Genomic DNA, 22,686 nt, shown 5'->3' with positions numbered 1-22,686 from the left:
GAGTTAAGTATTGGGTAGGTCATTGCCCGATAATATTCATTATTGAGTAAATTGACATCTCAATTGAATAGTACTTGCGTACGGTTTGCATTTACTTTCTAAATTATTAATAGAATAAGGAAGTTGTACGTGACGTCAAAAATCGTATCGGTAGTATTAACCGATAGAGGCTGGAATGGGCTAGTTCCACTCACTCAAACCTGCTGTAAATCCATCATACCTTTCATAGGTTCTCATCGTTTAATTGATTTTTCGCTAACCAACCTCATTCAAGCAGGGATAAAACGTAATCTCATATTGAGTCGGTTCCACTGCTCGTCTTTAATGGATCATCTAAAGCATGCATGGGGAGACTACAAATCAAGAATCGAAGTGCTTGAGCCAATTTATTCTCAGGCTAAGCAATTACCGGTTTTACGACAAAATTGGACAGATGTTTTATTGCAGCATTTGGATGCCTTTAATCGACCCACTGATGAGCACGTTTTATTGGTTGGTGGCGAGCAAATCCATCGTCATTACATCACTTCCTTACTTCAGTATCATCAAATCCAACGAGCCGAACTTACGTTAGTCGTGGCTCAAGTCCCTGTAGAGCAAGCCTCTCAATATCATGTGGTTGAGCTCGATGAGCAGCGCCAAGTCATTAGTATTCAACACCAACCGCAAACCCCTACAGAAATTCCGAATAAACCGGGCTTTGCAATGGTGCTAACGGAAAACTACCTCTTTCAGCGGCCCGTGTTGGTCAAAGGTCTGTTTAATAATGCCAAGAAGCTTGATGGTAAGCATGACTTGACCAAGGATATCGTCTCTCTGCTTGCTCGTAGAGTGAAAACGGCATTGTTTGACCTTGGCGAGATTGAAGAAAAACAAGCACCTACATACTGGCATAACGTTAATAATCTTGATGATTACTGGCGACTGCAGATGATGATGCTGGTGGAACAGAGTGTTGCGGGTAAGAGTGGTACTGATGCACTGTTGAGTAAAAGGGTTGAATCTAAAAGACCAATAGAATATTGCAACATCGAAGCAATCAAAGTTCGCATCAAAGACAGTTACATTGCCTCAGGTTGTCAGATAGAAGGAGCATGCGCGATTCGCTCCGTGATTGGTGAGGAATGTGAGTTAGGCAGAAACAGCATTGTGCATGAATCCATATTAATGGGGCGCTGTAAAATCGGAGCGAATAGCCGGATTACGCGAACCATTATTGAAGAAGATGTTCAGATCGCCCCAGGCACAGTGATTGGTGAGAAACCAAAAAGAGACAAAGCGCGCTTTGAGATGACTGACGGTGGCTTAATTGTCATTCCAAAGGGCAGCCGCGTGGGTTTTGAGGAAGAAGCCACCCCACTGCATGAAAATTACCCCGAAGGCATTACAGATAACGTCATGTAATGCAGGTATCTTGAGTTGAAGTGTTATTGACTCACACAATCACAATTTGGTGTCTATTCTAATTATAACTACACATATTTTTCGCAATTATTGGCGTTTGGCTAGGAGAAAAAATGCAGTTCGACCGACTTCAATTTGCCGATGCATTGAAGCATTTCAGGAAAAAATATCAATATTCACAAGACAGTTTGGCGGAGCTGCTTTCTTCTTCGCATCGTGTGTTCTCTAGCTTGAATCAAGCAACCTTGAGCCAGTGGGAAAGGCAAAAAATCGAGCCAACGCTACTAAGGCGTCTTGGTATCGCACATTTCTTTCAGCAGCCATACCACTATGATTCTCAGGAGTTAAAGGTCGTCAAGAAAGCCCTGCAACATCCGGTCAATTCTCAAAATTTAAGCACGGTATACGACTATGAAATCACCCATACTGGTCACGTGCCTTTTGATAAGTTGGAAGAGGAGGATAGGGCTTTAGTGATCGATTCTCACCTGAGAATGAACGGGGGAGATATCATCGACACTCTTAATCAGCTTGAACTTAATCAACCCAAAATTTATTGTTTTTACTATAGAAAAATGTTGGTAGGGCACGTGGTCTATGAGCAGAAAAACAACTCAATTTATTTGGTGAGTGTGGTTTTCCTGACCAAGTCGATTCGAACTCAAATATTGAATCACATTGCTGGGATCAGCAAAGGTCTTATGATTTATTTTCCAATCCGAGATCATAGCTTGAGTCAGTTTATGGAAGATTGCTTCTTAGAAAGGTGTTGTTCTAATCACAGCATTACTTTTTATACAGGCGCCAGTCGTCAGTTTTTTGAGAATCCGATGATCAAAAGTGTTATGAAGGGGTTCCAAGATTTTCGATTGGTTCGATACGAGCAAATGTTGAAAAGTAAAGCTTTTAAGCCTGCCCATTCGATCCAGTAACCTGCTTTGATATCAATGCTTTGACACTAACCCATAAGGCGGAGACTCAAACGCTTGGGGCTGGTTTTGTATTGTTGGGGCTTGGTGTACACCTTGCCAATCCAGCAGCATGATGGCCAACACATTGCGGTGTTCACCATATTTCAAGTCGTAGTCCCCTTCCACGGAGGGGCTCATCCCTTGCTGCGTATTAATGGCACTTTGGATTGCTTGACGAGTTTTTTCGACGACTGGGTCATTATCTAACCCCGCAAGGAGAAATGAAATCCCGACCTCAGTAATTACATCTTCTTTGGAACGCAAAATGATGGTGTCGATATTGTCGCGGAAGTAGTCATAAATCCACTGATGGTCAGCTTCATTCACCTGTTTTTGGTAATACTGTGAATCACCCAAAATAATGTGTGTCATACCGTAGATCTTATTACTGTATTGCTGCGGTGACAGTTTTTTGTCTTGGTTGTCTGGGTAGGTCGTGCGAAATGCATCGGTAAATGCATTGACCACATCTTGTTCGCCGAGCTGACGTAGCCAGTAGACTTGGTTCGCCAATTGCGCCGCCCAAGCTTCTATCATCTCTGGGTCAGTGGCGTAGCGTCCGAAATCGTATCGACGTAAAACACTCCTTAGCGATTTGTCTTGTTTGTGCTTTAAGCCGTACTCGTCCGCTCTTGCCATTGCTCCAATCAGATCGATGCCTAAGTAGAGGTATTCTGGTTGGTGCTTGGTAACGGTGTAGCGACGTTGGCTTCGTTCGTCTTCTTTGTCGTGGTAAGTCGCTAAACGTGCTTCTGAGTAGAGAAAAATTTGCTCGGGTGCAGTGACTTCATTGGCAAAACGATTGAGACGGTTCGCGACTTGTGCCATGTCTGTCCATACTGCGGGGAGATACTTGTCATTTAACGTTTGGCGATACATACGAAGGCCGTAATGCCCCTCTCGAAACGCAGGCAAGGTATATAGCTGCGATTCGTACGTATCTTTGATCAACTGTGCGGACTGCGAATAGGTTAAAACCGGTGCCTCTTGAGAGGCTTGCGCCTGAAAAGCCAGTGAACAGGAGAGCAACACGGCTAAGCTGAGAGGTCTGATACGCATAAACACATTCCGATTGAGAACCAAGATTCAAGCCTAGCATTAATGCTTTCTTGATATGTAATGACTCAGTCAATAGTTGGTCACGATATGGCGGAAAGTCAGATTAATACGCTCGCCTTTTGGTTTTGCTGTTTTAGGAACGGCATGCTTCCAGTGATGTTGTAACTCTCCGGCCATAATGAGCAGAGAACCATGGCTAAGCTCATATTCTAATTGGGTTTTACAATGTAAATTCCTTAGAACAAATCGGCGAGTTTCCCCCAAGTTTATAGAAGCGATTATAGGATTTCTTCCTAGCTCAGGCTCATTGTCTTGATGCCATCCCATAGAGTCTTGGCCGTGACGATAGAGATTCGCTAAGACAGAGTTAAATTTCACCTCAGCAACGGCTTCAATGCGTGTTTTCAGTTCAATCAGTTCCGGTGTCCAAGGGTGAGGCGTCATGGTTAGCCCTGAATAAGTGTAAGCGGCGTCACCATGCCACGCTTGTAGTCGAGGCTGTAATACCGATCGTCCAAACATCATGATGCTTTCTTGTTGCCAAGGTAAGGTTGCGCGAAGCCGCGAAAAGCAGCGATCAGCATCTAAGTGACCGAGAAAGTGAGGATCATAGTAGATCTTCCCTTGTGCTACTTCTTGCCAAAATGAACTTTTGAATAAATCGCCTTGTACTTGCATTCCACTTTGCCTTTTTGATAGATAAGATTTTTAGATATTTACTACCTTTACGATAGCTATTAGTTATCATTAAGGTAAGTAAGTATTTTAACAATAATTAAAGAAAACTCTTGGAACGCCGAGAGTTAGTGGGGAACAGATGCAGTACTCATCGAAGAAGCAAGGCTACTTTGCATTGTTCTTCCTCACTTTTTTTGCCCTATGCGTTGGAGTCATTGAGTTGTTGCACCACAATCAGCTCAACCTTCACCGAGAGCGACTTCAAGTTGAGGCCAAAGAACAACTTTCTATGCTCCGCTCCAATTTAGAAGCGGACCTGATGGCTGACATATACAAAGCTAGCACGCTTGCGACTCTTATTACATTGCTACCGAACCATGAAAACCGCAAGTTAAAAATGGCTGCGAATCGTATCCTCAATAAAAGCAATCATATTACGGTAATCGGCATCGCGGAAAATGATGTGGTAAGCCATATCTACCCACGTCGAGGGAACGAGCGTGTTATTGGGCTGGATTACCGAACGGTGCCAGCGCAGTGGGTGCAAATCCAAAAAGCCAAAGACATTCAAGAGATATTCATCGCAGGTCCAGTCGAGCTCGTTCAGGGTGGGCGAGGATTGATTGTTCGTGTGCCTGTATTTCGTGATCCTCCAATAAACAAGGATTACTGGGGTGTGATCAGTGCTGTGATCGACTTTAATGGTTTGCTCCGAGAAACCGGGGTGATGGACTTCTCTTCTCATTATCCGATGACCATTCGTGGTTATGACAGCAGTGGCGAGCTTGGCGATATATTTTTCGGTGAGCCGAAGCCTAGTGGGAAGGTTTACGCCAAAGAGCAAGTGCATTTTCCCTACGGAGGCTGGAGCTTGGCGGTGTATTCCGGTGCGGACTTAGACCAGCAATTACCATGGTACACATTGCAGCTAACGAGATTAGTCGGCTATCCGATTGTTCTTGGATTAAGTATCGCCCTGATTGTGATTTACCGATTGTATATTGTGGCCGAAAACCGAGCACTGCATGATGAACTCACCCAGCTGCCCAATCGTCGTTACTTTATGCAGTCTTACAAGCATCAATTTCAGATCGCGAAACGCTATAAAAAGCGCTACAGCTTTGCGCTTGTAAACATCGATCTTAATCGCTTTAAGAATATTAACGATAACTATGGTCATGATGCTGGCGATAAAGTGCTGATCGCTTGTGCTGAGCGGATTAGAAGCAGTTTACGACGTTCGGATATTGTGGCTCGCATGGGAGGAGATGAATTTCTCGTGATTGTCCATAATCCGAAAACGGAAGACAGCATTCATGCTCTGGTGAAAAAGCTTCGTTTTGCTCTGTGCTCGAATCCAGTCATTTATGAACAAGACTTGATTTATCTGAGAACTAGCATTGGTTATGCGATGTTTGATCCTGAAATGACATCACCTCAACAGATGATGAAAATCGCCGATGAACGCATGTATCAGCAAAAACACTACGGTGGATAATCAGTAAAACCATGAATCTAGAGCCCCGCACACTTGCGGGGCTTTTAATTTTGAATTTCTTTCTTATTAAAACGCCATTTTTCTGATAAAGGGATTAGTAGCAATGCGCATGGTGGCATATTTGCATCAATTTGCATTTTGCAAATGCGATTTGCAAAATGTGTGCTCAATAAAGCACCAATATGCATCAGGATCGAAGAAAAAAGGCGTTTTTAAAAGTTGGCACGTTTCGTGCTTTATACAGATTGACCCTTATTAAGCCGAGGGTCACCTAGCCAACTGACGTTGTTAGTGAATACACATTGTTCACAAGTATATACCGCCAATCACCTTTATTGTGATTGGCGTTTTTTCTTTCTAGAGCTCGATAATTTGCGGCTCGTCACCTGAATCCGCTGATTCACCGCACTTGTTATAACAACTTGGTTGTCTTGGACATACGGCTCCTCGTGAACAAATCAATCTTGCTTGGGTTTGAATTCCCCTTTCTATCCAATTGATGTTGAGAATCTTGGCTATCGTGGTGAGATCTTTCTTGATGTGCTGAGGTATGACAGTACTTCCCCCTGAAGAGACACACAGCGATTTCAGCTCTTCTGCAATGGCAATCGCATCCCCGCCCTGAGCTGAGATAGCAGGGTTGAGGTCAATACCTGCGCATAGAACGCGGTTGTTGCCCGCTGGGTCGAAGACATTGACTGACTCACAGCAATAGATACGTGGCTCGTTACCGACATTAAGAATCGAAATTTGTGCTGAACTGGTGTCCAGCGGTTGTGATAAGCGACGGAACACTGCCCAGTGCTGACATGGGTCGTTGACCTTGCGCATATTACCCCAAGGAAGCGGGATACCGTTACCACGATATACGGCTTTGAGTTTACCCGGGCCATAAGCATCAAAGTAATGCCAATGCGGATAAGGTGATACGACCGTCATGCGGCGCATCGCAACAGAAGGGGAGACGCCCGCTTTTTTGTGTACATCGATTTCATAACCAGAGCGGTCGAGTAATTGGCGAAACGGTACTTTTGGACACAGCAGGGCTCCAGCAAAGAAGCTCGATTCAAAATCACGCCACGCTTGCAAAATGTCTTGTGAGTTAAGCTCGGAGTTCGATACTTGCGAGCCGCTTTGTTCCCAGTTGTTCTGATGCCCAATCGACAATACATTACTCATGCCGTCGCTGCTGTGAAGTACACGATGGCCAATGTAAACGGCTAAATCGTATTTCAGGCGTGTTGGGTAGTCGCGCATGCGCTTGTTGAGGTAAATCGTCCCTGGCGCCTCCATAAAAGAGGTGATCAGCTGCTTCGCACTTACGCCAAGCTCATCAATCACATCCTGTGGCGCTCGGTCTACCCAACGAATATCCAACCCCATGCTTTTAGCAATGTCGATCAGATCTTCCACTGACAGGTTCAGACGCTTTAATCCGACTTCTTCAGCGGCTCGCTCCAGATCTGGGAAGTGGTTTTGATGGTTCTCTTGGTGGGCCCGTATCAACAGATGAGCAAACTGACGCCCAGTGATACCAGTTTGGGAGAGCATTTCTGGTATCGCGATTTGCAGGATGTCATTGGAGAACAAGAAACTCGGTTCAAGGGCCATTCCATTGATGCCACCACGATTACCTTTATTTGGTGTGATCGCTTCCAGCTCTGGCTCATCATCTAAAAACCATGCAGGCTCTTTTTGGAAAACTTCGGCGATCACTTCCAACATATCGATACTTGGAACGCGTTTTCCACGTTCGATCATCGATAGGTAAGAAACCGACGGCGCGTACTCAGGATTGATCCTAACGCAACGCGCAGACAAATCTTCCATCGTTAAATGGTTGTTCTTCCTCAGGTTACGAATTTTCGTCCCGAGAAAATGAGATTGGCGGATAAGACTTTTTGACACAGACATTTTGTAAAATTCACATTGTAAAATTTTTGTTGTGAAATTGTAGTCAATAATTCGCTAGTCTACATAATGAGCAGGCAAGGAAATTAACCATCCACTTCACAGAATTGCCTGAAACTTAAACAAGGGTTTTAAGTTTTTACTCTAGGAAGAGTGCTTAAGTGCGAGGAAACGACGATGAATATGCTGAATTTCGATAAAAAAGACATCCAACAACAAGAACGCCCATTTATCGCTGAAGCCGTATTTGCCGTCGAGGCGGTAAGTGCTGAGCAGCAAAGCGAGAAGCAAGTTAAGGCGAAGCAACTACTGGACCGCATGTTCCCACTGGAGAATGGCTCACACCAAGACGTGTCAAGTTATGTGATTGATTACCGTCATGTAATGGCCTACTTCAAAGACGGTACACACAGCGGTCTGAAAAGCCCAAAACATTTTGTAGCGTACACTGGTGAGAAAGAAGATCCGAAATCGATCCTATTTAAAGATGAGTCAGGCAGCCACGTAGAAGTGATGTTTGGCTGTCATAAAGGCACGGGTTGTGTGGAGTTGATGGACATTGATGACATTCAACTGGAAACACGTACTACCTTCAGCCCTGAGCTAATTGGTAATGCACCGACCGCAATGCGTCATTGGATCAGCCTAATTAAAGGTGATAAGAAAGGAAAACCTATGGCGTGTAGTGAAGACAAAGAGTACACCGCGAAAAACGGCGACGACTACTTCCTTAGCTACTGCTACAGCATTGATTAAATGGTTTAGGAAGCATCATTAATAACGAGCCAGCCCAAGAAAGACAAAACCCCAAGTACATGCTTGGGGTTTTGTCTTTTAAAAGGGGCGGTATGAGCTGGCGAGCAAGCTCTACAGCGGCATTACTCGGTTTCGGCCCAGTTGTTTTGCTTCATACAACTGTTTATCAGCCTTATTAACCAAGCTTTCCAACGTATCGCCAACTTCATACTCTGCGACACCAAAAGAAGCGGTAATACTTTGCACTTGGCTGCCCGAACGTTTGTCACGGACACGCAGCTTTTCGATCATTCTGCGTAACGTATCGGCGTATTGACGACCGATGCGCAACGATTTATTCGGTATGATCAAAGCAAACTCTTCGCCACCAAAGCGGTAAGCGCTGATGCCATCACGACAGCTTTGTTGCAGACGACGTGCGATGGCTTTGATAACGGTATCGCCAAACAAGTGGCCGTAATTGTCGTTAAATGCTTTGAAGTGATCAATATCCAGCATAACCAAGGTCATTGCTTGATTGCTGTCGATCAGCATTTGGAGGTCACTGTCGAAAGCACGGCGGTTATACAGATTGGAAAGACCATCGAAAAGAGCGTCTTTTTGTACATCAGCCAATTGGTTTTTTAGACGAGAAATTTCTTCACTAGCCGTCGTTAGTTGGCTATTTAGAAACTGAGTCGAGTGACGAATTTCACGAGATTCCGCGACGAGCTGACGAACCACATTCATCACTTCTTCAATACTCAGGCTATTATCTTCAACCTTTTCGAGCTTGTTAAAGCTTTTGTCCACCATATCAGAGAAGGAGGAGGTATCCGTAATAGTGTCACTCATCGAGCTAGATACTTCACCCAACAGTACTTCTACGTTGGTTTTGAGTTCTTCTAAACTGGTTTCGGCTTTACTCGCGACGTAGCTGTTGTAGAGCTGCTTGTGCATCGCTGGTGGGCAGACGTCATAATTCTCCAGAACCATATCTAACTCTTGGTTAAGCTCTGGGATGGTTTTGTCTACGTAGGTGTACCACAAGGCGTAGTTTGCTGGTGTCGCTGCTACGTGGTTCTTGATCATTAGTGGTACCGCTTTTTTTAGATTCGCGGTTGATTTTTTAAATTCGTCGGTCATTTCTGCAATGTGGCAAGCAAAATGGAATTAGGTTAAGGGTAACGGATATAAAACAATATCGCTTTATTTTTTATCATTTTTGTTTGGTTTTCTTAAAAAAAATGAGCAAAAAATCAAATGCACCTATAAATATTAGAGTTTTTTTAAATAACTTATAGAATTAACTTTAACAAATTGTTTACCAAGGACTTTTGTTGAATAATTTGTAGACGTAACAATCCACAGTCTGATCGTGAAGCAGCATTGTGCGTAAGAACTACATAGAAAAACTCACACATGGAACGCTTTCTTTGAATAAAACAATCGGACTGTACTGGTTTACCAACGATTTGAGGATGCATGATAACCCGCTGCTCGCCCGAGCCAGTGAGGAAGTCGACGCATTAATATGTGTCTATTGTTATCCGAAACTGTCTCCATTTTTAGCTCACTTCGCACAGGAATCGATGTTTGGGTCGGCAAAGCGGCAATTTTTAGATGAGTCATTACACTGCCTCAATCTGTCCTTGAATGCATTCGATCAGCGCTTACAGGTTGTTGACTTACATCCTTATCAAGCCATCAAACATGCTGTAGAGATGCTTGGCGTGACACATCTTTATTGTGATGCGTTCCCTGGCTCAGAAGAGCAAGACGTGGTTGATCATATCCGCCAAGAATCAGAGCATTTAACGATTTGTCAGCAGGAAGTGCGCAGCCTACTTACCGTTGAAGACCTGCCATTTGCTCTTGAAGACTTGCCTGACACTTTTACTAAGTTTCGTAAAAAGGCGGAGAACGTATCGCTGAAGGAACCATTCGCCACAGTAACGGCCTTACCAACAATCCCCTTAGGACTTGCCTTGCCAACCTTACGACTGATTCGCGACGTTAAGCCTTGCCTGTTTACCGGTGGCGAGCAAGCAGGGCTTGAGCACGCTCGTCGGTATTTTTCCTCGACATTGGCCAGCGAATATAAGCAGACGCGCAATGGCTTGGATGGTATGGATTACTCGACTAAGTTTTCACCTTGGCTAGCTCATGGCTGCCTTTCGCCAAAAACTATTTATGCCATGCTCAAGCGTTATGAACGTTTGAAGGGAGCAAACGAGTCGACCTACTGGATTTACTTCGAGCTTTTATGGCGGGAGTACTTTTATTGGTATGCCCGTCGACATAAACGACAGCTTTTCCGATTCGGTGGCATCCAAAATCAAGCACCTCTCACCAGCTTTTATGCACATCGTTTTCAGCAATGGAAAAAGGGAGAAACCCCGTTTCCCATTGTGAACGCTTGCATGCACCAACTTAACGAAACCGGTTACATGTCCAACCGCGGCAGACAGTTGGTCGCCAGTTGTTTAGTGCATGAACTTGGCCTCGATTGGCGTTATGGCGCAGCGTACTTTGAATCACAATTGGTAGATTACGATGTAGCATCGAACTGGGGAAATTGGCAATACTTAGCAGGCGTTGGCGCTGATCCGCGTGGTTCTCGACAATTCAACCTCGAAAAGCAGACCGAAATGTACGACCCGCACATGGAGTTCATCGATAGATGGCAAGGTCGTTGTGCTGGCGCGCATTTGGATAGTGTTGACATGGTCGATTGGCCGATTGTGATGGGCAGCAGTGACAAAGCTTCGTCACCGGAGAAACCGTGATGCAATTTGAAACCGTACGATTGATCTTGGGCGATCAACTTAACAGTGAGCACTCTTGGTTTCAGCAACCAGATGAGCAAGTGCTTTACCTGATTGCGGAGCTCAAGCAAGAGAATACTTACGTCACGCATCATATTCATAAAGTGTGTGCGTTCTTTTCTGCAATGGAACAGTTTGCGAAAGAGCGTCAGAGTGAAGGTCACCAAGTTCTGCACCTCACGTTGGATGACACACAATCCTTCGACAATCTTGAGCAAGTCTTGCAACACTACGTGAGCGAAGTTGGTGCAAGTAAGTTTGAATATCAACGCCCCGATGAATACCGTTTACTAGAGCAGTTAGCCAAACTAAAGCTTGATGGGGTCGTGACGCGTTGTGTCGATTCGGAACATTTCTTGTTGCCGTTTGAAGAAATAGAATCGCAGTTTCCTCAAGGCAAACACATCATGATGGAGCACTTTTATCGCCGTATGCGCAAGCGCTTTGACATCTTGATGCAAGACGGAAAACCTGTTGGCGGAAAATGGAATTACGATGCCAACAACCGTAACAAGCTCAAGGCCCAAGACATTGAAAAACTGCCACAACCTTTGATGTTCAGTACCGACGTCAGTGGCATTATTGAGCGGCTGGAACGACATGACATCAAAACTATCGGAAATCTCGAAGGGGATTTGTTGTGGCCGATTAATCGCGCGCAAAGCCTGTCTTTACTCGCGCATTTCTGCCAAGTCTGTCTGCCGCTATTCGGCCGTTTTCAAGACGCCATGATAGGCCAGCATAATGCTAAGTGGAGCTTGTATCACAGCCGAATTTCATTCTCGCTCAACAGCAAATTGCTGCACCCGAGAGAAGTCATTGATGCATCACTCAAGGCATTTCATTCCAACGAAGACATCGACATTTCTCAGGCTGAGGGGTTCATTCGCCAAATCTTAGGGTGGCGAGAATACATCCGAGGCGTCTACTGGGCGAACATGCCTCATTACCCGAAAAAGAACGAGTTGGGCGCAGAAAGAAAGCTGCCAGACTTCTTTTGGAATGGCGAAACCAAAATGGCCTGTATGCGCAATGCGATTGGTCAGTCTCTCGATTACGCCTACGCACACCACATCCAACGTTTGATGGTCACTGGTAACTTTTGTTTGCTAACCGAGATCGACCCAGATCAAGTTGATGAGTGGTATCTCGGTATCTATGTTGATGCAATTGAGTGGGTAGAAATGCCAAACACTCGTGGCATGGCTTTGTTTGCGGACGGCGGTATTGTTGGTACCAAGCCTTACGCGGCTAGTGGTTCTTACATCAACAAGATGAGCGACTACTGCAAAGGCTGCCATTACGACAATAAAGCGCGCAGTGGCGAAGGCTCGTGTCCGTTTAACAGCTTGTATTGGCGTTTTATGAACAAGCACGACAAGCGTCTCGCAACCAATCCACGAATCGGGATGATTTTCCGCTCTTGGGACAACATGGAAGAACAACAACGCCAAGCGATACTCGATACCGCAGAGCATTACATAGAAAACGTGGAGAATTTGTGATGGAAATACTCATCATCGGTGGTAACGGTGGAATTGGTTTGGCGATGGTGCAAGAAGTCGCAGCTCGGTTCCCTCAAGCTCGTGTGCATGCCACTTATCGTAAGCAGCAACCAGATTGGCAACACCCAAATGTCGTTTGGCATCAAGTTGATGTATCGCAAGAAGGGGAGGTAAAAGCGTTCAGTGAGCAGATTGAACACGTCGATTGGTTGGTGAACTGCGTTGGTATGTTGCACACCCAAGAAAAAGGCCCTGAGAAGAATCTTAATTCGCTCGACGCAGACTTTTTTCAGCAAACCATCATGGTTAATACTTTGCCAAGTTTGCTGTTGGCGAAATACTTCACACCCAAGCTAAAACGCAGTACTGCACCTAAGTTTGCGACCATTTCGGCCAAAGTTGGCAGCATTAGCGATAATCAGTTAGGTGGTTGGTACAGCTATCGAGCATCGAAAGCCGCATTAAACATGTTCCTCAAAACCATGTCGATCGAATGGCAAAGAATGGTGAAACATGGCACGGTGCTTTCACTTCATCCAGGTACTACGGACACCGCTTTGTCGGCACCTTTTCAAACCAATGTACCAGAAGGAAAGTTGTTCACGCCAGAGCGAGTTGCTAAGGATTTATTAGGCTTAATAGAAAAAGCATCCCCGCAAGATAGCGGGGTTTTTTGGGCTTATGATGGGACGTTATTGCCTTGGTAAGAGAACGCGTAAAAACGTTGATACAAAGGAAATAACGATCTCCAGAGAGACTCGGAGTGACCTACGTTTTCGTTGATTTATTTCTTCGACAACGCTCAGAACAATAAACGATTTCCTCCCAATTTCGCGCCCATTTCTTTCTCCAAGAAAATGGGCGCTGACAGACCGGACAGACTTTTATGGGAAGGTTGGATTTAAAACCTTTCATTGCGCTGAATGTTCACTCCTAATTTGGTTAAAACAGTGGCCTAGCTACTTATCAAATAGGTACAGGTAATCGCCGTAGCCTAAACTCGCCATCTTATTAACTGGTACAAACTCCATTGCGGCTGAGTTCATGCAGTAACGTAATCCCGTTGGCTTAGGGCCATCTTTAAATACATGGCCAATATGCGAATCACCAAACTTACTGCGGATCTCTGTGCGCGGATAAACCAATTTAAAGTCGGTTTTCTCTACGATGTAGCCTGGGTTAATTGGTCTGGTAAAGCTTGGCCAACCTGTGCCAGATTTGTACTTATCTGTTGATGAGAACAAAGGCTCACCAGTGACGATATCAACGTAAATGCCTGCTTCTTTGTTATCCCAATACTTGTTGTTAAAGGGACGCTCCGTACCTTCTTCTTGTGTCACGTAGTATTGAAGCTCAGTCAATTTAGCTTTGATTTCTTTGTCTGAAGGTTTCTCGTAAACCTTCACTTTCGACACCAGCTCTTTTTCGTTGATAAGTTCACGCAGTGTTTTTGGGTTGTCTTTACGATCTTCACCAAACACTTCGTCGAGGTATTTATCACGACCTGATGCGTAGCGGTAGTATTTGTACTTCAGGCTACTCTTCTTATAGTAATCCTGATGGTACGACTCCGCAGAGTAGAACTTTTCAAACTCGATCAGTTCTGTTTTCAACGGTTTTGGATAGATCATCGCCTTGTTGATTTCCATCATAAACTGCTCAGCAATCTGCTTTTGCTCCGTATTATGATAGAAGATCGCCGGGCGGTATTGAGGACCACGGTCGACGAATGAGCCTTTGGCATCAGTCGGGTCGATATGGCGGAAGAAGTAATCCAATACTTGTTCATAATTGACGACAGCAGGATCGTACTTCACCTCAATCACTTCAATATGGCCGGATTTGCCAGAAGAGACTTGTCGATAAGTTGGGTTTTCTAAATCACCACCTGAGTAACCAGAAACCACGTCTAAAACACCCGTTAATTGCTCTAAATCCGATTCGGTACACCAGAAGCAGCCACCCGCAAGTGTTGCGATGTCAGTTTTACCAAATGCGTTCATCTTATCTATGGTATCGGCGGTACCTGTTTTACTTAGCAAGATGAAAACTACAGGGAGTGTGAATGAGAATCCCACCAACAACTTAGATACTTTCTTCATAACTTCCTCAAACGTCATTTTCTCAATGAATCTTACGTAACAGGACAGACTGAAGAGCGAAAAAATTACAGTGAAGATGAAAATTTCTTTGCCCTTTTTTTCAAGGGGGCTACAGTAACGGCATAAAATACACGCTCATCGGAAGACAATCATCGGTGAGGCAGAAGCATTAATGAGGGAAACCATGCAAGCAGAAGTAAAATGGGTCGAAGACTTTAAATTCCTAGGTCAGTCTCAATCTGGTCACTCAGTCGTGATGGATGGTAATGGCGGTGCAACAGCGCCAAGTCCGATGGAAATGGTTCTTATGGCCGCAGGTGGTTGTAGTTCTGTAGACGTTGTTGATGGTCTGAAAACGGCAGGCCAGAAAGTGGCTTCTGTTAACGCGAAGCTAACCACGGAACGTCGTGAAACCGCGCCACGTATCTTTACTCAGGTGAACATTCACTTTGAAGTTTCTGGTGAAGCACTAGACCCAGAAATCGTAGCTAAAGTGGCGGCGGACTCATTGGAAAAATACTGCTCAGTGTGCCTAATGCTAGGTGAAGGTGTTGAGATGACTCACAGCTGGGAAATCGTATAACTCCGACGTGACTCAACGACAAAATAGGAAAGAGAAAAGCCCGTGCTTTTCTCTTTTTTTATTCCTCTTTTACGCTAATCTAGCTTGGTCAAAAGTTGTAGGAATGATCCAGTGACCGAATTAGAGAAAATGATGTCGGGCCAAATATTTGATGGTACCGATAAAGAAATCGAAGCAATGCGTTCTAGTGCTACTCATGCGTTGATGGCGTTTAATAGCAATACCGATGAATCTCAACGCGATGCGTTGCAAAAGAATCTATTTGGTAAAGTTGGGCGAAGCATCATCCAAGCTCCGCTGCATTGTGAATTTGGTAAGACGATTGAAATCGGCGAAGAGACCTTCATCAATATGAATGTCGTGATGTTGGATGGCGCTAAAATCACCATTGGTAACCACGTTCTTATCGGCCCTAGTGTTCAATTCTATACCGCTTCGCACTCTCTGGATTACCGTAGCCGACTCAAGTGGGAAACCTTTTGTAAGCCAATCACAGTTGAAGATAGCGTCTGGATCGGTGGCAATTCGGTCATCAACCAAGGGGTAACTATTGGTGCTCGCTCAGTAATTGCTGCTAACTCCGTGGTAAACAGTGATGTTCCACCAGATTGTCTATATGGCGGTACGCCTGCCAAATTGATTCGTCGCCTAAACGAGGACGAGTAATCACACATACCCACAGCGCTTATTCTCATAACCAATAAGCGCTTATTTACATATCAATTTCATTAATTTATAAATTTCATGTGCTTATATCGAAAGTTATGACGTTTTTAACAAGAATGAATTCACCAGAGCGAGTTCAGGAGCTGATATGTCAAATAAGCCGGAAGTTGTTATGTGTCCTTCGTGTGGAGTGGAAACGCACCACGTTGTGGTTTTAGTTAGAAAGAAAAGTGCTTTTGAGGGTGATAAAAACCGCGGGAAGAAAGAGTTCATTACTGGGTTTCTCAAAAGTGCTGTCTTCGGTGCTTTTTTAGCTTCGATGGACGATTTTTCTCGTCATTTGATCTGTGAAAATTGTGGTAACAAAACCATTCAAGATTGAGCTGTCGCCTTGGCAGCTTACCCAGAGCATAAGTGTGCGTTTTGATTCGCTGAATATTCAAACCAGAAATTTATTGAGTTAGTGCTTTTACTCTTAACGTCTTTCCATGCCTGCTACTCAGTTTTTGATGAGAGACTGTCGGCGCTAACCTACTGCTATTGTTGATAAATAATTCAAACTTTATTGTAAGAAGAACAGAGAAAGACAACCTTAAGCTTCCCTTCATTTTTGAGAGTTGATGAGATAATTGATGCTCAAGTTTATTGAAATTTGTGTCTTTTGTTTCACGTTGTTGTGATTTTTATCACATAAAATGCAAATTTATAAAAAATAGTTAAATGAATATAAATTCAATAATATGCAGCCCATTTGTATTGTAATTAGAGTTCTCTGCCTTTAATTATTCATTTTGTGAATGTTTGTGTAATTTTTATCGACCTTAATGGGTGACTTTCTATTCAAACTACTCTTGGGTTACGTCAATATATTAGAAAACTCGAATTTGATATTATTTCCATTTTTTGTTTTAAATGCGAAATTCATTATTAACAACGGATGGTTTTGATGATTTCTCTTATTAGTATTCTTCAGTTATAAGATTAAATAATTAGCCTACCAAAATGACATAACAAGGATTGTTATAACGGAATGATGTTCTCATAAATGCATCTGTTCTATTAACATGTATTTCTCATTTCTGTCTCTTTCAAAGCTTGTTTTTGTATGCTTTTGACAAATATTGGTATTGTTGTCTTTTTAGTAATGACAACAACGATTGCTTTATATGATTGTGCAATTTTTAAAAATGGAATCGTTATATTCTAACAACGTTGACTTATCACGAGTTATAAATTTCAAATAGCACAAATAACTAAAAATAGATCTATCAAAAATAGAATAAGGATTTAACCATACGAGAAATCTTATGGTTGATAGGTTTATTGGTCTGATTGTTACTTTTTTAGAATGTCATTCCAATAATCTGTTTGTCTTTAAGTTTGTTCTAATGAACTTAATTTTCATGGAAGTTTAAAAACATGCAGCACACAACTAAGTGGACGATGACTCCGCTTGCGATGCTGTTAGGTACGCTGTTTTCAATGCCGTTACTCGCAGAAGAAAACAACGTAGCTGATAGCAGCGGGATCGAATCTACACAAAATGAAGGAGAGTCGTCATGTATAGTTTGTAAACTAAGTGGGTCCGTTTACCTCTCTTACGATACAAATATTTACGACAAAGACGACTATCGCTCCGTTCGCAACTTTTCTTGGGGCGGGGATCTCAACTACGCGATTTCAAAAGACATCAAAGCTTACTTTTCTGCCGGTGGTTACCGTGCTCTAGAAGATGAAGTTGGAACTTACGCAACGGATTCACTACTTGGCTTGCAATACTCGAATCTGTATCGCTTTGGTGAAACGGGAAAAATTGCTGTTGCAGGTCAGTTCACCATACCTACCTCAGAAGACTCGCGAAACGATGAGCTACAAACAGCTTTTCGTTTAGCCGTACCGGTCTCTTTTTCTTTGTGGAGCGTTGATTTTTCTATCGCGCCACGACTCAAAAAGAACTTCCACAAGTACAAAACGAATGGCGGTCGCTCACTCACAGAGTGGACCTATTCACTGTTTTCTGTCGCTGAAAAGTCTTGGGATTCGTTCTCTCTGGGCATCACGGCTTTAGGTGGTAATACCATCAGTTATCAAGGGACTCGACGGAGCAGTTGGCAGTATGAAGGTGCTTTATACGGAACCTACAAATTCAACAAGAGCTTTTCACTAACGTTGGCAGCATCCTCCACCGGCTTCTATCAAGATGCGGAACGAGGAACGCTGGGCAATATCGACCTGCTTGACCAAGAGAAAGCGTCGTACATCGCCTCTGTTGCTTACTCCTTCTAGGAAAATAACAAAAATTAAGGATATCCAAACCATGTTTAAAAAATTGACTCTGGTGTCAGCGATCACTGCCGGGCTTGCCGGTTGTGGCGCCGACGATCAGGCTTATGACTATGTCGAAAGAGACGCAAAAGAAATCGCGGTTAAAGACTTAAAAGACGGTCGTTGGTTCTACGTTCCAACGACTGGTGCAGCGCCACGCTTTGCTCTGAATCAATTCCCATTCTTGCAAGGTTCACCTCGTTACGTTGAGCTTTGCTTTACCAAAGAAGGTCTGGAAGTTCGAAGTTATGATAAAAACTACCCAGATGCGCATCTTAGCAAAGATGCCAATAATTACTGTGGCGAAGAGAAATTTGTCGCAGATGACGATGGCGTTAACTTTGCGCAAGTGCTGACCATTCCGGGTGACTTTGCGGCGTATCGCTGTCAGGAAGACGCGCATGGTGACTGTACAAACACAGAAGAAACCAACGAAGATGCAAGCTTAAGCTATAAGGAGAAAACCCACTTCATTCCTCGCCCTGAAGATCTTGAAATTGCAGAATTCAATATGGAAGATCTGTATGGCATTACCGAGGGTATTGATGAAATTGGGGCTCCACGATTGATCTCGTGGGACTTTGACCCGAAAAACGGTCTCCTCAATTTTGAACTAGAGCGCACGTTCCGTATCGATTTAGATAATATTTCTGACTACATCAACTTTGCAACGAAAGCGAGTTTGGATGAAGCCCTTGTAGATGGCGCGTTTAAATCTCGGTTCTACTACTCGTTGGTGCACGAAAGTGAAGTGGCAACTGAAGGTTACCAACCGATCTTGTACCCAGTTGGTGATGAGAACGATATTGGTTTCTTCACGACGTCTACGAAAAAGCTTAACCCAGTCACGAATAAATACGACCGTGATGTGGTTTACCTCAATCGTTTCAACCCGAATCAAGGTTCTATTAAATACTACTTGAGCGATAACTTCTTTGAAGAGAAGAACAAGTTGTTCTTGGATGCAACGCTGAAATCGATTGACAAGATGAACCAAGCTCTGAATGTATTTGGGGCGGATGCAGGCAAGCCTGAAATCGAGATTGTGAACAAAACTAAAGCGGCTGGCATTCATCCAGGTGATTTGCGTTATAACGTGATTAACCTGATTGACGAGCCTTTAGCGAACGGTCTGCTTGGCTACGGCCCGTCGGTTTCTAACCCGATGACGGGAGAGATCATAAAAGGGCACGTGAACCAATACGCAGGCGTTGCAAGAACGGGTGTACCTTTTTATTGGGATAACTTAGCGCGTTTCTATAATCGTAACCAACTCGACTTAGATGGCCTAGACCCAATGCCAACCAGCAGCGAATCTGTGAAAACAGAAGTCGCGGATAGAATTGAAGCACTTTCTACAATGGCGGCGATGGCGAGCCTGAAGTCGGATGAAAACATTCATGCGCCTCTCGTTTCAAAAGAAGACATCGTCTCTGGAATAGCGGCGACCAGGAGCCCAACTCAGCTAATGAAAAACTTCAATGATGATATGGAGTTTGAAAAGGTGGTTGCCGTCGAAGAGAACCGTTTGTCTTTCTGGGCAGAGAACAACGTTTATCCAATCGAAGCGTCTTGGGTTTCTTCAACCAACAAGGCCATGTTGGACAACTTGAAGTTGGATGACGAGCGTTACTTTGAGATCAAACTTGATGACACAGGTAACGAAGTATCGCGTCAGCTTAAGCGTTGGAAATACCTGCCAAAAGAGTTACAAGTGAAAGCCGCTGATGCGATTACGGTTGCGACTTACAGCAATACGCTTGTTCACGAGCTTGGCCACAATATGGGTCTGCGCCATAACTTTAAAGGCTCAAATGACAAAGCGAACTACTACACGCTAGAGCAAGCGCAGCAACTTGGTTTGAATAACATTCCTGCTTACAGTTCGACGATGGATTATGCACCAAGCATGTTGGATGAAACGCCAACTTGGGGTCTGTACGATATTGCGGCGTTTAAGTTTGGTTACGGTCGTAAAGTCGAAACGATTCAAGATTCTTCCGGTTCAGCTCCTGTACCTGTAACGAAACCGGCAGACAGTGCGAGCGATAAAGATAAAGCGGCATACGCTCGTTACCTCGCTGACCAGCAAGCCTACCAACAAAGCTTTGCATACAAGTTTGGCAACAATCCAGACAATAAATCGCTGATGGTGTGTTCTGAAGTGAAGGTGCTAACGGCGGGCGAGAAAGGCAAATCACTCTACAACTGTGACTTCAGCCGATTCGACACCGCTGCGTTGTCTGATGATCCAGAATTGAATGCGAAAACTCGTTATGGCGCACTTTATTACCTAGATAAAGTGAATGAAATTGAGCGTAAGTCTTACGATTTCTGTACCGATGGGAACGTTTCTTTGAACAGCGATTGTAACCGTTTTGATGAAGGCACAAACCTAGAAGAAATTGTTTCTTACGAGTGGCAGAACTATCTCGATAGCTATGATCGACGAAACTTGGAGCTATATGGAACGTCGGGATTATTCGCGTCCGATTACCCTGGTTACTTAGTGCGCCGTTACATAGAAATGAGTTCTATTCGTGACAAGATGGAAGATCTTGAACGCATCGACAATCTATACACCAACCTTGGCTATACTTCTTCAACGGATAAGCCGGGTGATTTCTTATTGCGCCTTGCTTCAAACCCTCAATACTGTGCTGAAGGCAAAGCCGATAACTCATGGTTCTGTGATTACGCGAATGGCGCAAAAAAATCCGCGGCGTTCTTCCTTGATATCTTGCGCACACCAGAGCATCAATGTGTGATAGAAAATGCAGCAGGAAATCAAAAAGTGATTTCTTTTGGTCAACTGTTAGATAATAACTCACACCAAATTCCGGCTGATTATGATCTTTCAAAAGCCAGCTGTTTTGATGGTTTGGCAGCACGCTTTATCGAAGATTCAGATGAGGGCTACATAACTGTTGCGGAAACTGCGAATGGACGCTTTCTAAACTCAATTGGTAGCTTTGACCCGGATTACCCTTGGTCAAATGCGGTGTCTGTGTTGGGTAACTGGCCAGACAAAGCGCTTGCGAGCTATTTCTTGGCACGTCGATTCTCGAACCGTTTTACCGATGAGGTGAGCTTTGCATCGCTGCTTGATATCCCTGGGGTGCAAGCTGAATACGAAGATATTATGGGCAACATCTTGGCAAATGATGCGTTAAATACGCCAATCAAATTGGTGGGTAAAGACAGTAAGGAATACACCAATCTAAAAGGTGTTACCGTGAACCTACACATCACTGAGCAAATGGAGTCCTTACCACCAATGCCTCGTGGTATTGCAAGATTCCTTGATATTGGTGCAGAAGGTCGTGGACGTGTTGGCGATGTCATCTTAAGAATGGGTGTGGAGCAAATGAAGTCTTACGATTATACAGTGAAGACTCGTGGGCAATCTCAGTTTGATACGTTTACGAAGCAACAAGACCGCTACGGTATCATCGCGGGTGACAAGGTTGAGTTTGTTATCGACGGCGAGAAGTTTGTGGCAACAAAAGCAAACAAACTGGCTTATGATTATGCAAATCAGCTAGTTACCAGCGAAGGCTATGATCTGAAAAAGTACTTGGATAACTACGACTCAGCGCAACTAAGTAAGATTGCTTCGGACATGGAAAATGCATGGGGAGCATTCCGTACATCGATTCTTCCTTCATACCACGATCCAGTATTGCTGCTGGATGCGCCAATGGTCAACGCAATGAAGCGAACCATTGATGCGGATATCGCGGCAGGAGTGCTGTCGTTTAGCCAGTCCTTCATCAACTTTATGACTATGAATGTGGCTTCGGGTGATTTGGTCATCGATGCAAATTCAGGAACATTGAGCTACAAAGGTGGTAAAGCGCACGACGAGCTGAAAGCGTTCGAAGCATACTCTGATGCGATGCTTTTGATTTACAACGATCACGCCGAAGACATGATGTACGCGGTCGACAATGTGTATGCAGGATACATGGCATCTTCAGATGCTGACAAAGAACTTTGGCTGAAAGATCTGAGTATGATTCAAGCGTATTTGGATGGTGATATCGGCGCTGTGGCTGGTGATTACTACAAGATGCTTGATCGCATACCAACGGCAGTGAGTTTCCGTAAATAACTCTTAATTGACTTATACAAAGGCCTGCAGCAATGCAGGCCTTTTTAGTGTCAGGCGCTATTAGATTAAGAACGTAAGATCACTTGCTCGTCTTCCGTCATTACAAGCGTTGCTTTGTTTTGTTCGATAAGTTGTGCGGCATAGGAAGGCGTCACGGCTTGCATCTCGCCTTTTGCCTTAAGAGCCAGAGATTCCCACGCTTGATCACGATATTTACCCGCTTGGGTGTATTGAATCAGTACTTTCATAGCTTCACACTCCGGTGTGGTTGACGTGCTACTTAAGTTAGCGCTCCTATGATGGTTGC

At 44.1% G+C, this 22,686-nt stretch carries 19 protein-coding genes; 12 read left to right on the top strand and 7 right to left on the bottom strand.

The window, feature by feature from the left end:
• Nucleotides 1-129 precede the first annotated feature (129 nt).
• Nucleotides 130-1,404, top strand: coding sequence for a sugar phosphate nucleotidyltransferase (locus A8140_RS22230; RefSeq protein WP_033000007.1), 1,275 nt, complete (start codon nt 130-132; stop codon nt 1,402-1,404).
• Nucleotides 1,405-1,517: 113 nt separating this feature from the next.
• Nucleotides 1,518-2,336, top strand: coding sequence for a helix-turn-helix domain-containing protein (locus A8140_RS22225; protein ID WP_005530157.1), 819 nt, complete (start codon nt 1,518-1,520; stop codon nt 2,334-2,336).
• Nucleotides 2,337-2,348: 12 nt separating this feature from the next.
• Here the strand turns inward: A8140_RS22225 and A8140_RS22220 are convergent, their stop codons facing one another.
• Nucleotides 2,349-3,434 carry a DUF3541 domain-containing protein gene (locus A8140_RS22220; RefSeq protein WP_005530155.1) on the bottom strand — a complete coding sequence of 362 codons (1,086 nt, stop codon included), beginning with the start codon at nt 3,432-3,434 and terminating at the stop codon, nt 2,349-2,351.
• A 69-nt stretch (nt 3,435-3,503) separates the two neighbouring features.
• A complete protein-coding gene (locus A8140_RS22215) occupies nt 3,504-4,112 on the bottom strand; it encodes an alpha-ketoglutarate-dependent dioxygenase AlkB family protein (RefSeq protein WP_005530154.1) in 609 nt (202 codons plus the stop codon).
• 139 nt (nt 4,113-4,251) lie between these two features.
• On the opposite strand from A8140_RS22215, the gene A8140_RS22210 reads away from it, so the two are divergent.
• Entirely contained in the window at nt 4,252-5,610 is a 1,359-nt protein-coding gene (locus A8140_RS22210) for a diguanylate cyclase (RefSeq protein WP_005530152.1), read from the top strand.
• Between the two features lie 357 nt (nt 5,611-5,967).
• Here A8140_RS22210 and A8140_RS22205 read toward each other — a convergent pair whose 3' ends face one another.
• The gene (locus tag A8140_RS22205; RefSeq protein WP_077202074.1) at nt 5,968-7,524 is read right to left on the bottom strand and encodes a DUF3612 domain-containing protein; all 1,557 of its coding nucleotides are present in this window, start codon (nt 7,522-7,524) and stop codon (nt 5,968-5,970) included.
• Nucleotides 7,525-7,698: 174 nt separating this feature from the next.
• Here A8140_RS22205 and A8140_RS22200 point away from each other — a divergent pair, with 174 nt between their 5' ends.
• The gene (locus A8140_RS22200; protein ID WP_005432536.1) at nt 7,699-8,277 is read left to right on the top strand and encodes an aldolase/citrate lyase/malate synthase family protein; all 579 of its coding nucleotides are present in this window, start codon (nt 7,699-7,701) and stop codon (nt 8,275-8,277) included.
• 111 nt (nt 8,278-8,388) lie between these two features.
• On the opposite strand, the gene gefA is transcribed toward A8140_RS22200, so the two are convergent.
• Nucleotides 8,389-9,402: a diguanylate cyclase GefA gene (gene gefA / locus A8140_RS22195; RefSeq protein WP_005530149.1), complete on the bottom strand. Its 1,014-nt coding sequence runs from the start codon at nt 9,400-9,402 to the stop codon at nt 8,389-8,391.
• 290 nt (nt 9,403-9,692) lie between these two features.
• Here gefA and A8140_RS22190 point away from each other — a divergent pair, with 290 nt between their 5' ends.
• Genes A8140_RS22190 through A8140_RS22180 form a run of 3 tightly spaced genes read left to right on the top strand, consistent with a single transcriptional unit; the run spans nt 9,693 to nt 13,296 of the window.
• The gene (locus A8140_RS22190; protein WP_033000005.1) at nt 9,693-11,045 is read left to right on the top strand and encodes a DASH family cryptochrome; all 1,353 of its coding nucleotides are present in this window, start codon (nt 9,693-9,695) and stop codon (nt 11,043-11,045) included.
• Nucleotides 11,045-12,589: a cryptochrome/photolyase family protein gene (locus tag A8140_RS22185; RefSeq protein WP_005530145.1), complete on the top strand. Its 1,545-nt coding sequence runs from the start codon at nt 11,045-11,047 to the stop codon at nt 12,587-12,589. Before A8140_RS22190 ends, A8140_RS22185 begins: the two co-directional genes overlap by 1 nt.
• Nucleotides 12,589-13,296 carry an SDR family oxidoreductase gene (locus tag A8140_RS22180; RefSeq protein ID WP_005530143.1) on the top strand — a complete coding sequence of 236 codons (708 nt, stop codon included), beginning with the start codon at nt 12,589-12,591 and terminating at the stop codon, nt 13,294-13,296. Before A8140_RS22185 ends, A8140_RS22180 begins: the two co-directional genes overlap by 1 nt.
• 61 nt (nt 13,297-13,357) lie before the next feature.
• Here A8140_RS22180 and A8140_RS22175 read toward each other — a convergent pair whose 3' ends face one another.
• Together A8140_RS22175 and msrB are read right to left on the bottom strand one after the other, a co-directional pair.
• Entirely contained in the window at nt 13,358-13,504 is a 147-nt protein-coding gene (locus A8140_RS22175) for a DUF2256 domain-containing protein (protein WP_005530141.1), read from the bottom strand.
• 44 nt (nt 13,505-13,548) lie between these two features.
• Nucleotides 13,549-14,691: a peptide-methionine (R)-S-oxide reductase MsrB gene (msrB, locus tag A8140_RS22170; protein ID WP_005530138.1), complete on the bottom strand. Its 1,143-nt coding sequence runs from the start codon at nt 14,689-14,691 to the stop codon at nt 13,549-13,551.
• Between the two features lie 184 nt (nt 14,692-14,875).
• Between msrB and A8140_RS22165 the strand changes: the two genes are divergently transcribed.
• From A8140_RS22165 to A8140_RS22145, 5 genes are all read left to right on the top strand, one after another.
• Complete coding sequence (locus tag A8140_RS22165) at nt 14,876-15,274, top strand: OsmC family protein (RefSeq protein WP_005530136.1); 399 nt, start codon at nt 14,876-14,878, stop codon at nt 15,272-15,274.
• A 111-nt stretch (nt 15,275-15,385) separates the two neighbouring features.
• A complete protein-coding gene (locus A8140_RS22160; RefSeq protein ID WP_005530134.1) occupies nt 15,386-15,940 on the top strand; it encodes a sugar O-acetyltransferase in 555 nt (184 codons plus the stop codon).
• Between the two features lie 148 nt (nt 15,941-16,088).
• Complete coding sequence (locus A8140_RS22155; protein WP_005530132.1) at nt 16,089-16,322, top strand: hypothetical protein; 234 nt, start codon at nt 16,089-16,091, stop codon at nt 16,320-16,322.
• 1,037 nt (nt 16,323-17,359) lie between these two features.
• Entirely contained in the window at nt 17,360-18,226 is an 867-nt protein-coding gene (locus A8140_RS22150) for a hypothetical protein (protein ID WP_005535132.1), read from the top strand.
• A 31-nt stretch (nt 18,227-18,257) separates the two neighbouring features.
• Complete coding sequence (locus tag A8140_RS22145) at nt 18,258-22,379, top strand: M66 family metalloprotease (RefSeq protein ID WP_005535135.1); 4,122 nt, start codon at nt 18,258-18,260, stop codon at nt 22,377-22,379.
• A gap of 65 nt (nt 22,380-22,444) precedes the next feature.
• Here A8140_RS22145 and A8140_RS22140 read toward each other — a convergent pair whose 3' ends face one another.
• Nucleotides 22,445-22,627: a hypothetical protein gene (locus A8140_RS22140; protein ID WP_005535137.1), complete on the bottom strand. Its 183-nt coding sequence runs from the start codon at nt 22,625-22,627 to the stop codon at nt 22,445-22,447.
• Between the last annotated feature and the right edge of the window lie 59 nt (nt 22,628-22,686).

The organism is Vibrio campbellii CAIM 519 = NBRC 15631 = ATCC 25920, from assembly GCF_002163755.1.
In the GTDB taxonomy this organism is placed as follows: domain Bacteria; phylum Pseudomonadota; class Gammaproteobacteria; order Enterobacterales; family Vibrionaceae; genus Vibrio; species Vibrio campbellii.
Note: the sequence above shows the minus strand (reverse complement) of the source record. Positions and strands in the feature narration are given on the sequence as shown.